Origin of the sequence: Spiroplasma sp. SV19 (assembly GCF_030060925.1) — a bacterium.
Taxonomy (GTDB): domain Bacteria; phylum Bacillota_I; class Bacilli_A; order Mycoplasmatales; family Mycoplasmataceae; genus Spiroplasma.
In genome coordinates, this window is record NZ_CP045455.1 from 115,455 (window position 1) to 128,820 (window position 13,366).

Below are 13,366 nucleotides of genomic sequence, written 5' to 3' on the forward strand. Positions count from 1 at the left end.
TCTTACTATAGTTATTAGTTTTTGTAGATTTTTTTTGGTAAAAACCAGTAAATATAAGGTGTAATAATATTTTGTTTCTTACAAGGATTAAAAAAGTTATTATATGGGGTGAAAAAAGTGTCAGTTTTAGGAAGCAATAATTGTAGTCAGTTTTATGATAATGTAATTAGGGAGTTATCATTGATTGTAAATAATGAGAAAATTATTTCACATGATAATCCTGTTTTAGCATTAGAAATCAAGTTATATTATGTAATGAAAAGTGCAAAATATAATTCAGGACAAAAAGATGAAATATTAAAGCAAATGATTAATGAACGAACAAAAACATTAGAACATAAGGTTACTGAGTTAATTAAAGAATATGCGCAAGTTTATCAAAAACTTTATCAAAAACCATTAGATTTACAATATGCTTATATTTCAATTTTGAAAAAAGTAAAATATTTTGTGCAAGAACGTTATGGTGATCGTTTAAACATTATTCGTAATTTTTATTGTCGTTATTTAGAATGTGGACAATGAGTTGAATTAGTAGATGACATTATTGCAGAGTCACAACGAAGAATGCAAGCTGCTTTTTTTACTAAAGAACAGCAATAAGATAATAATAAAAATCGATATATTAATATTTTAATATATCGATTTTTATTTGTATAATTAACAAAAGACAAGAAAGACAGGTGGATTTGATGGCAAAAATCATATTAGTTATTACGGGGAGCGTTGCTGCTTATAAGGGACTTGCTTTATATGAAACATTAAAAAAAGACCATCATGTTGAATTAATTTTAACGCAAGGGGCCGTAAAGTTTTTAAAAACAATTCCACCAACGGCTAAAACAGAAATCTTTACCCAACAATATTATGATAAAAATGTTCCTTCTGAACATATCACAATTGCGGCTGAAGCTGATTTATTTATTGTATACCCGGCAACCCAAAATTTTATTGCTCAAATGACGCATGGTTTTACTGACAGTTTGGGAAGTTTGGTTTATAGTGTTGTACAAAGTCATAAAATGGTTTTTCCGGCAATGAATAGTGGAATGTATCTTTCTCCAGCTAATTTACGTAATTTAAGACAGTTAACAATTGATGGGGTGCAGGTTTATGAGCCACGATCAGGAATGTTAGCATGCAATACAATAGGAATTGGACGGGCTTGAGAATGAGCAGATGTTTTAACTGAAATTAACCAATTTTTGCATTGAAAAAAAATATGACAAGATAAAAAAGTAATGCTTAATTTTGGTCGCACAAAAACATTCCTTGATGATATACGCTATCTGACAAACAATTCAAGTGGTAAAATGGGGGACGCCTTACATACTGTTTTATCTTGAACAAAATGCGCTTTAACAACAATTGTTGGTGATTGTGATTTTCCAATTTATTATGATCATCATAAAGTAAAAACCAATCAAGAAATGTTAACAGCAATGTTAACACAATATGAACAACAAGATGTCGTTATTGCTTGTGCCGCTTTAAATGATTATCAAGTTGCGGCACCGGTCACAGGGAAAATCAAGAAGCGGACTCACTCCCAACTTGATGTAACATTGACTTCAAATGTTGATGTTTTATTTGAATTGGGGAAGTTAAAACAGCACCAAATTTTAATTGGTTTTAGTGCCCAAACTGATTTTAATTTAGCTTATGGTAAACAGAAATTAATTGAAAAAAATTTAGATTTAATTGTTATTAATCAAATCAATACGATGGGATCTGATCAAAATGAAGTTATTTTGTTAACCAAGAAAATGCATCGTCAAATTCCAAACCAAAGTAAAATTATTGTTGCTCAAGCAATTTTAACAGCAGTTAGTGAAATTATAGAAGAGAGAGATAAATAAGAATGAAATTATTAGTAGATATTGGTAATACAGCAATTAAATTTGCAATTCTTAATCCCAGTCAAGAAATTACACCTTTTTTAACAATTGCTAGCCGGGAATTAATTGCGGAAAAGAATTTTCGACAAAAAATAATAATAGCTTTAAATAAGATAAATCTAACTTTATCAAATTTGACGTTGCTATGTTTATCATCAGTTCGTCCAATGTGAGATGATTTATTTTATCAATTAGCATCTGATCTAAAAATCCCATTTTATCAAGTTAAAAAAAATTTAATAATTGATCGTTTAATAATTGATATTCCTAATCCTCGTAATCTTGGTGCTGATTTAATTGTTGGTTCATATGCGACATTGGATTTATGTCCGGGACAAAATGTTATTTTAGTTAATATGGGGACAGCTACAACAATTTCATTATTAAAACAAGGGACATTATTAGGAACAATTATTATGCCTGGATTAGAAGCTGCTGGTGAAGCATTATTTAATCGGGCACAGTTATTACAAACATTTGACTATTCTTATGAAAATGCAATTTTAGGGAAAAATACTAAGCAAGCAATTAATATTGGATTAGTGAATGGGCATTTATTAACTGTTACGGCTTTTGTGAAACAACTTACTACACTAGCAATCTCACCGCAAGTGATATTAACAGGAGGAAATGCAACTTATATTAAAGCGTTAGTTTCTTATCAATATGATAAGAATCTACTTTTTAAAGGGTTAGTAGCCATTTTACAAGATAATAAATTAATATAAAAAAAATAGGACAAATTATCCTATTTTTTCATTTTTGAGATATTTTTTACTTTAAAGTCCATTTAGGTATTTATACATTTTGTTGTTCGTTCCCTTATTTTAAATAAAATAAAGATTACCTAACATGTCCATTTTTTATTTTGATTTACTTATTTGTCTACTTAAGACAATTTAATAATAGCATAGATTTTAAAAATTTCAACATTTTCTTCACTATTTTCTTATTTTTGGCAAAAAAAAAAAAAAAAATTAATTGAAGAAAAATGAACAGCCTATTAAGAAACTTCAATTAATTTTTAAAAATGTATGAAAAACAAACTTTTAAGATTATTTTATATTTAAATATTGTCACAAAATACAAATTTTAGCACAAAAGGAAAGGCTAGAATAATTTAAGAAAGATATAAATGTAACAATATTTATTTTTCATACATAAATATCTTAAACTATATTTTATTAATAATCAATTATTTTATAAAAAAATATTATAAAAAAGCATTAAAAGGCATCTTAATCAATGTTGGGAATAATCTAAAAAATGATATAATGAATCAAGAAGTGGGTGATTTTAACATATGCATGACGGTATTTTTTTAATTAATAAACCAGCTGGGAAAACAAGTCATCAAATTATTCAAGATATTAAAAAAACCTTGATGATTAAAAAAGTTGGCCATGCTGGAACATTAGACCCTTTGGCAACCGGTCTTTTGGTAGTGTTGGTGAATAATGCTACGAAAATGAGCGAATATTTATTAACAGCAGATAAAGCCTATGATGTTGAAATGCAGTTATTTGTGGAAACAGATACTGGTGATATCACTGGCAATGTTATTAAAGAAGTAACTCCCTTTAAACTTCGTAAGAAACAACTAAAAAAAATTTTTAGTGAATTTAATGGATTTATGTATGAACAATATCCCCCTAAATATTCTGCTATTAAAGTTAATGGCAAAAAACTTTATGAATATGCTCGTCGTGATGAAGAAGTTGAAATCAAGCCACGAACAGTTACAATTAAAGAAATTAAGTTAAAAAAATATAATCATCATAACTATACCATTACATTTAGTGTATTATGTACAAAAGGAACATATATTCGTAGTTTAGTTATTGATCTTGCCGCAAAACTAAATATAATTGCAACGGTTAAAAGTTTATGTCGAACTCAATCGGGGAATTTTTTGCTGTCAAAAGCAATTGCCCCAGAAGAAGTGAATTTTAATCAATTAATTTCAATGTATGATGCCTTGTTTACGAATAAAAAACAGTTATTACTTTATCACCACGATGAGGAAATTAAACAAGGAAAACCAATTGTTATTATTAATCATACTGATCCCATAATTTTTATTATTGATAAAAATAAAAATGTTTTAGCAATTTATAAACATATTGGCAAACATGTTTATGCTTGTCAGCGGGGGTTATGGGCAAATATGGATAGTAACCAACAACAAAAAATAGATAAGGATGATCATTATTAATGAAAATTTTAACATGAAATAAACCAGCTAATAACGAAACAAAAATTGTTTGTTTAGGTCTATTTGATGGTTTTCATTTGGGACATTTAAAGCTAATTACTCGATTAATGCAAATTAAAATAGAACAAAATTTAGCGGCATTATTTTTTACAATGTCACAAAGTGTCACTGATTTTTTGCATCAAACTGATACCAAATTAGTAGATAATAAATCAAAACAACAAATAGCAGCAAAATTAAATTTTGATTATTATTTAGAGGTTCCATTAACAAGAGAATTTATGAGCTTATCTGCGCAACAATTTTTGACAATATTAAAGGAACGATTTAATGTTGTTAAGATTGTTATTGGCTCTGATTTTCGCTTTGGAAAAAATCGCGAAGGGGATTTTAAACAAATTATTTCTTTTTTTGGGCAAGAAAATGTTTATTTAATTACCCGGCAAGATGATACTTTTTCTTCAACAACAATTCGTAATTTATTATTAAATCATGATTTACCGACTGTAAACAAATTATTATATGAAGATTATCATTTACGCGGTAAAGTAAAACCTGGCAAACAAATTGGTCGAACAATTAATTTCCCAACGGCCAATATCTATTTACCACAAAAGGTAATTTTACCTTATGGTGTTTATGTCACAGAAACTTGCGTTAAAGGGCATCTTTATCCATCAATGACTTCATATCGATTATTTGAGGGCAAAGAGGTTGTTGAAACGTATCTGCTGGATGTTACTTTAGATTTATATGATCAAGAAATTATTGTTTATTTTAAAAAGTATTTACGTGAAAATATTAAAATAAATAATTTAACTGAATTAGTTAATCTTTTAGAGCAAGATTTAGTTGATACACTTGCTTTTTTTGCAAATAAAGCATAATATTAATAAGGTTGTTATTTCGTTGATTTAAGATAACCCTTTCTTAAATTCTTTGATTTAACGTTATGCGCCACCACAACGAAGGGAGAAATTTATTAATGGTTTCAAAAAATAGAAAAGCAGAATTAGTATCAAAATTTGGTCAAAATGCTAAAGATACTGGTTCAACAAAAGTACAAATTGCTATTTTAACAGAAGATATTAACAATTTAACTGCACACTTGAAAATTCATCGTAAAGATATTGTTTCAAGAAGAAGTTTATTACAAAAAGTAGCACAAAGAAAACACTTGCTTGCTTACTTAACTAAAACTGATTTTAATGAGTATAAAGCAATCATTGAAGAATTAGGAATTAGAAAATAAAGTTTAAGGTTTTTAACCTTTTTTTTTTTTTTTTTTTTGCAATTCCTTGATTTTTTTTTTTTTTTTTTTATAATGAGAACATTAAATATAAAAAATATTTAATATTGTCAAAAAATGAAGAAAGGAAACAAAAAAATGAAACGATTATTAGCAATCTTAGGAGCATTTGGATTGACAGCAACTGGTGCAACAACAGTAGTTGCATGTAACAATAATAAAGTTGCAGATAATGATTTAGCAAAAATTAAATCAATTACTGCACCAGCAGCAGTTACTGCCGCTAATTCAGAAAGTGTAACAAAAGAGGAAGTTAAAACAGCTTTAGCAGCCAATGTTTTATCAGCAGTGCAAGGAATTGCAAAAACAGCAAAAGCAGATGATTTTACATATGATGTTTTTAAAGATAGCAAAGGAACGGCATATAGTAATGTTAATTTAAAAACAGGGACAGCAGATGTTTATGTTAAAATTACAGCAGCAAAAGATAAAAAAGTTGTTATTAATTCAACAGGATATATTAAGGTAACATTGCCAAAAGAGGGGACAGTAGTTAAACAAAGTATTGCGGGAGCAACAGTAACTGATCTAAAGTTAGCAGCAAATACAGGTCAAACATATGCTGATTTGTTAAAAGATCAAACGTTAATTGATGCAGTTGTGGCTGGAATTAAAACCGAAACTGGTCTTGATACAACAGTGACAACAGATTTCACTTTAGGAAGTAATAAAGCGGGTACTGATAATCAAGCGGCTGGAACTGTTACAATTACAGTAACTGCTAAAGGTAATAAAATTGAAGGAACATTTACCTTTGATATTACATTAGAATTACCAGCACCAAGTAAAAAAAGTATTGCGGGAGCAACAGTAACTGATCTAAAGTTAGCAGCAAATACAGGTCAAACATATGCTGATTTGTTAAAAGATCAAACGTTAATTGATGCAGTTGTGGCTGGAATTAAAACCGAAACTGGTCTTGATACAACAGTGACAACAGATTTCACTTTAGGAAGTAATAAAGCGGGTACTGATAATCAAGCGGCTGGAACTGTTACAATTACAGTAACTGCTAAAGGTAATAAAATTGAAGGAACATTTACCTTTGATATTACATTAGAATTACCAGCACCAAGTAAAAAAAGTATTGCGGGAGCAACAGTAACTGATCTAAAGTTAGCAGCAAATACAGGTCAAACATATGCTGATTTGTTAAAAGATCAAACGTTAATTGATGCAGTTGTGGCTGGAATTAAAACCGAAACTGGTCTTGATACAACAGTGACAACAGATTTCACTTTAGGAAGTAATAAAGCGGGTACTGATAATCAAGCGGCTGGAACTGTTACAATTACAGTAACTGCTAAAGGTAATAAAATTGAAGGAACATTTACCTTTGATATTACATTAACTTAGTAATTAAACCAAGAAAAACACTATTTTCTAATAGTGTTTTTTATTTGCAAAAAAAGAAATAAAAAATAAAGAATATTTAAAATTTTAATATAGATATTTAAGTAAAATAACACTTAGAAAAAGTAATTTATTTTAACATCTAATATAAAATACTTGGTTTTTCTACTATTTTAGGATATACTTAATAAGTTGTTAAACTTTAATTTATTCTGTGATCCAAAATAATGCCAATATGTGAATTCAACAGTCGTAATGTTAAAAAACAACCAAACTATTTTATATTAATTATTTAAAGGAGACTAAATGAATTTTAATACACTAAATTTATCCCCAGCATTAGAACGCATGATTACTAAGATGGGATACACTAATCTAACTGAAATCCAAGAAAAAGCTATTCCAGTTGCATTAAATAATCACGATATTATTGGGAAAAGTCATACTGGGACTGGAAAGACAGCAGCTTTTATTTTACCAATTTTGCAAAGACTAGATCCGCAATTAAAACGACCACAAGCTATTATTTTATGTCCAACAAGAGAATTGGCAATGCAAGTAATTAATCAGGTTCGAAAATTTGCTACTTATTTAGAAGGCGTAAATGCAACACTATTATGTGGTGGTTCTCATTTACAACAACAAATTTACTCATTACGAAAAAGTAACATTGTTGTTGGAACACCAGGACGAATTGCTGATCATATTAACCGTAATACATTACGACTAAATACAATTAAAACAATTGTTTTAGATGAAGCAGATGAAATGCTAAAAATGGGTTTTAAAAATGAACTTGATAAGGTGTTTGAGAATGCACCTAAAAAATATCAGACATTATTATTTTCTGCAACAATGCCAAAACAAGTGTTGGAAATTGCTAATAAGTATCAAAATAATCCTGTTGAAATTGTTGTGACAAAAAATGCAGCAGAACAAAATAATATTACGCAGTACTATGTTGATGCGACTTCCTATCATAAAGAAGATGTTTTAATTGCGTTATATAAAAATTTGCAACCAAAACGAAGTATTATTTTTTCTAATACAAAGGCTTTTACTGACAAAATTGCTAAAATGCTTGCGTCCATTGGTGTTACTAGTTGTGTTATTAATGGTGACAAACGTCAACGTGAACGTTTACAAGCAATGCGGTTATTTCGAGAAGGAAAAGCAATGGTATTGGTTGCGACTGATGTTGCTGCGCGAGGAATTGATATTGATCAGATTGATTATGTTTTTAATTATGATATTCCAAATGAACGGGAAAGTTATATTCACCGAATTGGAAGAACAGCACGAGCAGGTGCGACTGGTGTTGCAATAACTATTGTTTCTAATCGTAATGATTTAAATGAAATTAAACATTTAGCACAATATCAAAAGAAAACAATTGAACAATTTAATATTATTAATTATGATTTAAAAGAAAAAATAAAAATAGCAAAAAAAATTGGTGGGAATTATAAGAAATTAGATTCTAGGCAAAATAATAATATTAAATATAATAATTCTCATGGTTCATATAAAACTGATCGTAGTAACTTTAATAAAAATAATTCAACACCATTTGAGAAAAAAACCAAAAGAAAAAATAAAAAATTTGCAAAGAACAAATTTAGATTTAATTAAATTATTTGTTATTAACTTTAAGTAGTTCTTAAATTAATTTTTGTTAACTATTGTTAATCTTATTTTTATGGACAAATTATGCTATTATAAAAATTTATAATATGATATTTTAATATGCAACAAAACTTAATTAATATTAAAAAGAGGTGTAAATTATGATTAAGATGTTAAAATTATTAACTGCTGTCTTTAGTATTAATTCTTTTGCTATGCCTTTAGCATATCATAATAATTTATTGAAAGATAATACTACTGATTCACAAATTCCACAAATTATTAACTTAGATGATTATATAATCGCTGCCTTATATAGTGATTTTAAAATTCATCATCCATCAGTTTTTATTAGAAATCTTAATATAATTTCTAAAAATTTAACTTATTCTAATACAAATGTTTCAATTAAAAATAGTATGTTCTCAAATGAAATTGAGCCAGGACTTTATTTTGGAAAAGCAACCTTTACAAATAAAACTGATTCTATCCAAACATTTCAGACACCAGAATTTATTCAAAAAGTAACAACAATCTATACTTATCAAACTATTACTGGGATTTCTGCTGGAATTGAACTTGAATTTACATATTTAGATTTTAATTATAAAGTTAATTATAGTAAAACGGATATTGATACAACAACAAATACTGTAACTCTTACGGCACCAAGTCAATCAATTAAAGTAAAACCACACACGATAACAACAGCATCGGTTTATTTAGGAACTTCAAAAGGGAATGCCTATCTTAATTTAGATGCCGATATTAGTGGAACAGTTAAATGTGAAATTAATAAAATTAATGGAATCGGAGTTATTTATGAGGCAAATATTGTTGACGCTTTTAAATCACTGCAAACATTGAGTTCATTACCTGATGCAATTAGCATACAAGCCAATAATGTTGTTCACTTTAATGGTTTAGGAAGTATTAATGGATTTGTAACTAAAACTAATTATTTTGTAACTATTAAAGATACACCCATTGGTTAAGAAAAGAGATGATTAAAATGAAGAAACCATTAATATTAACAGCAATTTCTGTGATTTTAGGAGGAACAATTCCAATGGTGAGTCATCCTATTTTAAATGTAACAAATAAAATTCAGACAGCGCAAATGAATAATGATCAACAGATAATTGATTTTAATACTTTAAATCAAAAAGTAGCATTAGTTGTGTTAAAACAAGATTTTCCTGATCAAACAATTAGTAGTGTTACAAATATTGGGGTAACAAATTTAAATGTTTCTAATGTTACAGGAACAGTTGTTAGAACAACGAGTACAGAACAGCCACAAGCAATTTTTATGGGTGAAAATGTTTTAGATAATAGTGAGGGTGATACCGACCAAACATTAAAAACCGCATCATATCAAAAAGATGTTACTAATACAATTACACATACTGTAACACATGGAATAACACTTGATGCGAAAGCAACTGTTAATATTTTTAATATTAATCTTGATTACAATTTTAGTAATGCTAAAACAGAAACACAGTCGACAACAATTACGGTCAATTCACCTGCTCAACAAGTTATTGTCCCAGCACATAAAAAAGTGTTAGTAAAAACTTATTTAGGGCAAAATGATACAAAAGTAAATTTAGATCTTAATGCAACAATTAGTGGGGCAATTATTGGTAATTATACAGTTGATAATTCAAATATTGTTTATGATTTTGATTTGCCTCTTGCATTAGCATATGAACAATATAGTATTAATAATCAATTACCAAGCGGAATTTTAGTTGATATGACTAATCAATTAGTTACCTTTCATGGTCTTGCTGATGCTGAAAATGTTTCGGAGAGTAATATTTATTCTGTTTTAATTGAGGAGATGTAGTCATTATGAAAAAATTTCTGTTATTATTTGGAATAACAAGTATTACCGTAGCTACTGTTACTTCAACAACACTAAAATTAGATAACTCTAATTTACCTAATACAATTTTTAATTCAATTCATTATAATTTTCACAAAGATAATAGTAATGGTAAAACAAATACTCTTGTAGAAATTAACCTATTTTCTTATGCGCCATATAGTAATAATTGAACTGATTTTATTGAGCATTATAAAACACTTTCTTTCTTAAATTTTGATGCTATTGGAGGTGGCAGCGGGTCACCATATGATAATAATAGTTTTAAGATTGCAACAAACCGTATAATGACATATTCAAGTATTATTTGCCATTATATTTATAATCAACAAGATGTTAGTATTTCGTTAAAATTTCAAGAAATTAATAGTGATGTTTTTGCAATTGCACAAATCTTGACTGATAATGATTCAAATGCTAAGATATGAGCTACCTTACAAATTGGTAGTGTTATTATTTATTAAAATTATAGTAATTACAATTATTAAATAAAGGAGAAAACAACATGAAAACATTACTTACAAATTTAGTTGCAGTTAGCTTAATTGCAACTCCGGTTGCTGTTGTTAGCAACCAATCTATGTCAACAACTCAGAAACAATATTCAAACCACAATTTATCTGTTAATGTGCAAAATATGAATATTAGTTCACATGCGGGAATTACCTTCAAATGATGATACACCAGTGATAGTGAGTCTAGTGCAACAGTTGAATTAATTAACATTGATGATTATGCAACAAGTATAAATGATTTTATAACATTATTTCCAAAACTTAAAATTTCAACTACGGTTGGGAATATTACACAAAACTACATTGGATATTCAAATCCAATTTATCCATCACCACATAATCAAGGAAATTTTAATAGTACACCAATTGTTTTAAATACTGCTGATTTATTTAAAATGGGGCAAAGTGTTTATACTACGATTGGAAATTATACTTATTCAGATACATCAACAAGCGCTACTTCAATGTCAGAGATTGCAACAGGAATAACTACAATTGCTGGAAAAACATTTTTAACAATGTTTTGTACTTCAGTTGCGAAAGGAAATGCGGGGCCATTTAGTCAATTTGTTTATGCGAGTGCTGACACAAATATTAATAAAGTAGATTTTTTAAGTAACTAGTTAATAATTAGGTTTAGAAAAAGAATAAAAACAAATATAAATGTTTTTATTCTTTTTTTTAATTAAATTTAATTTTAAAATGTAAAAAATAAAACTATTTTTTAGTACAAATATTATATTTAATTATAAAAATAATAAATTATTTTAATGATAATATTTAAATGTAGAGATAAAGGTAGGTAAACTAGGAAAAAACAGTTTTGATGAAAAAACTAGTTTTTAGTGTTCTTATTTTGGCTATATTAGCACGAAAGGGTAACAATTATGAAATTTTTATTTTCTGAAATTTGTTTGAAATGTCGGCAAAGATTGAAACAGCAACTTATTCCATTAATTCAAAAAGAAACTAATCTTGCATTAGAAGATGTTCTTTTTATTAAAATTAAAATGGATAGTAGTATTAGTGAACGCTATGATACCATTCGACCATTAATTATTTTTAATTGTAATAATTTGATGTTTGGTATTTTTGGTAAGCAGCAATTTTATCGTGATTTAATTACTAAAATGCCAAATTACAAATATCAGAATAATATTTTATATGTTTCAGGTAATTTTATTCGAAATTTTCATAAGAAATATTCAAAGGATCTTAAAAATAATACAGAACATAAATTTGGTAGTTGCACACCAGCTGACTTAAATTTGGACTTGAACCAAAAACCTTTGACATATGATTTATTATTCCGTGATGCGGTTCTACAACCACAACCTTTTTCAAACGTGTTACAAAAACCTTCGGTTATTAAACAAGAAGGAGTTAATTCTTCTTTTCATAAACTAAAAACAATAGAAGAAGACAATTTCTTTTCTTCTATTGCTAAAAATGAAATGCCTTTAGTGCCATTTTCAATTGTTAAAACAAATACCTTAGGATGGTCAAAATTAAATCCAATTAGGTGAAATTGAAATTTATTAGTTGGTAAAATTCGATTATGAATATTAATTGTTATTTTATTTTTTGTAATTCTAATTATTACTTTAGCTAGTGTTATTTGTGCTAAATTAATTCCTAAAAGTGGGGCTGAGGGTATCCAAAGTTTACAATTAACTAAGGCTGGGGTTGATAGCTTAAATGTATTGCCAAGTGGTGACTTATATTTGTCACAAGATAATGGCGAAATATATTATACTAATGATCAAAACATTTCAAATAATTTAAAAACTCTTGGCACAATTAGTGATCAAATTACTAATATGACTGTTAACCCAAATGGCCAATGATATGTTGGAACAAGAAGCGGTAATATTTATCATGGGTTAAATGATAGTAAAGCATCATTTATTACTAAGTGTGAAAATTATAATGGAAACAATATTGTACTGGATTCACAAAATAATTGATATTTTATTGATACAAAAAATAATATTAATTTAGGAACAACAAATTATAATGGGATAGTGACCATTAAACCAATCGCATCGATTGCTGGTGCTAATAATCTTATTGTTTATAATGATAATGAATTTTTAGTGACAACTGCTAGTGGCGAAATTTATCGTTTAAGTAAAAATATTAATAATAATTATAGTGTTGATTTTTTAATAAATCTAGGGTCACCGATTTTTTCCTTAGTTGTTAAAAATAATTGAACATGAATTGCTTTAACAAAAGATAATAAATTATGAACAGGAAATATTGCAACTGTTGCAAATAATAAGCCAACACTGTTGGTTTCTTTTCCAACAGCGGTTAATATGATGACAATTAATTTATCAACATCAGAAATACTTGTTAGTTCCTTAGATGGAATTATTTATAAGGTTACAAATAATGGTCAAATTATTGAATTAGTTAATTTAAAACAAAGACTATCATTATTAACAGCAGATTTTAATTGCAATTCATGATATGCTGGAACATTTGATGGCAAGGTTTATGAAGGTAACATCTAAATAAACTAAGGGTTAAGATAATTTATTTATCGGAGGG

Annotated in this window: 13 protein-coding genes; all 13 read left to right on the plus strand. The window is 27.7% G+C overall.

Going from position 1 to position 13,366, the window contains the following annotated elements; translation table 4 throughout:
* Nucleotides 1–117: 117 nt before the first annotated feature.
* The 13 genes from E7Y35_RS00570 to E7Y35_RS00630 all read left to right on the plus strand — a co-directional run bounded on the left by E7Y35_RS00570 (nucleotide 118) and on the right by E7Y35_RS00630 (nucleotide 13,329).
* Nucleotides 118–603 (plus strand): hypothetical protein, encoded by a 486-nt coding sequence (locus E7Y35_RS00570; RefSeq protein WP_283272407.1) that lies wholly within the window; start codon nucleotides 118–120, stop codon nucleotides 601–603.
* A gap of 89 nt (nucleotides 604–692) precedes the next feature.
* Nucleotides 693–1,859 carry a bifunctional phosphopantothenoylcysteine decarboxylase/phosphopantothenate--cysteine ligase CoaBC gene (gene coaBC / locus E7Y35_RS00575; protein ID WP_283272408.1) on the plus strand — a complete coding sequence of 389 codons (1,167 nt, stop codon included), beginning with the start codon at nucleotides 693–695 and terminating at the stop codon, nucleotides 1,857–1,859.
* A 2-nt stretch (nucleotides 1,860–1,861) separates the two neighbouring features.
* Complete coding sequence (locus tag E7Y35_RS00580; protein ID WP_283272409.1) at nucleotides 1,862–2,626, plus strand: type III pantothenate kinase; 765 nt, start codon at nucleotides 1,862–1,864, stop codon at nucleotides 2,624–2,626.
* 575 nt (nucleotides 2,627–3,201) lie between these two features.
* Entirely contained in the window at nucleotides 3,202–4,113 is a 912-nt protein-coding gene (gene truB, locus E7Y35_RS00585; protein ID WP_283272410.1) for a tRNA pseudouridine(55) synthase TruB, read from the plus strand.
* Entirely contained in the window at nucleotides 4,113–5,000 is an 888-nt protein-coding gene (locus tag E7Y35_RS00590; RefSeq protein ID WP_283272411.1) for a riboflavin kinase, read from the plus strand. Before truB ends, E7Y35_RS00590 begins: the two co-directional genes overlap by 1 nt.
* A gap of 98 nt (nucleotides 5,001–5,098) precedes the next feature.
* Nucleotides 5,099–5,365 carry a 30S ribosomal protein S15 gene (gene rpsO, locus E7Y35_RS00595; protein WP_283272412.1) on the plus strand — a complete coding sequence of 89 codons (267 nt, stop codon included), beginning with the start codon at nucleotides 5,099–5,101 and terminating at the stop codon, nucleotides 5,363–5,365.
* A gap of 135 nt (nucleotides 5,366–5,500) precedes the next feature.
* A complete protein-coding gene (locus E7Y35_RS00600) occupies nucleotides 5,501–6,778 on the plus strand; it encodes a spiralin lipoprotein (RefSeq protein ID WP_283272413.1) in 1,278 nt (425 codons plus the stop codon).
* A 303-nt stretch (nucleotides 6,779–7,081) separates the two neighbouring features.
* Complete coding sequence (locus tag E7Y35_RS00605) at nucleotides 7,082–8,407, plus strand: DEAD/DEAH box helicase (protein ID WP_283272414.1); 1,326 nt, start codon at nucleotides 7,082–7,084, stop codon at nucleotides 8,405–8,407.
* A 155-nt stretch (nucleotides 8,408–8,562) separates the two neighbouring features.
* Nucleotides 8,563–9,396, plus strand: coding sequence for an ETX/MTX2 family pore-forming toxin (locus E7Y35_RS00610; RefSeq protein ID WP_283272415.1), 834 nt, complete (start codon nucleotides 8,563–8,565; stop codon nucleotides 9,394–9,396).
* Between the two features lie 17 nt (nucleotides 9,397–9,413).
* Nucleotides 9,414–10,256 carry an ETX/MTX2 family pore-forming toxin gene (locus tag E7Y35_RS00615; protein WP_283272416.1) on the plus strand — a complete coding sequence of 281 codons (843 nt, stop codon included), beginning with the start codon at nucleotides 9,414–9,416 and terminating at the stop codon, nucleotides 10,254–10,256.
* 5 nt (nucleotides 10,257–10,261) lie between these two features.
* Nucleotides 10,262–10,759, plus strand: coding sequence for a hypothetical protein (locus E7Y35_RS00620; protein WP_283272417.1), 498 nt, complete (start codon nucleotides 10,262–10,264; stop codon nucleotides 10,757–10,759).
* A 41-nt stretch (nucleotides 10,760–10,800) separates the two neighbouring features.
* A complete protein-coding gene (locus tag E7Y35_RS00625) occupies nucleotides 10,801–11,433 on the plus strand; it encodes a hypothetical protein (RefSeq protein ID WP_283272418.1) in 633 nt (210 codons plus the stop codon).
* A gap of 264 nt (nucleotides 11,434–11,697) precedes the next feature.
* Nucleotides 11,698–13,329 (plus strand): beta propeller repeat protein, encoded by a 1,632-nt coding sequence (locus E7Y35_RS00630; RefSeq protein WP_283272419.1) that lies wholly within the window; start codon nucleotides 11,698–11,700, stop codon nucleotides 13,327–13,329.
* Nucleotides 13,330–13,366: the final 37 nt, after the last annotated feature.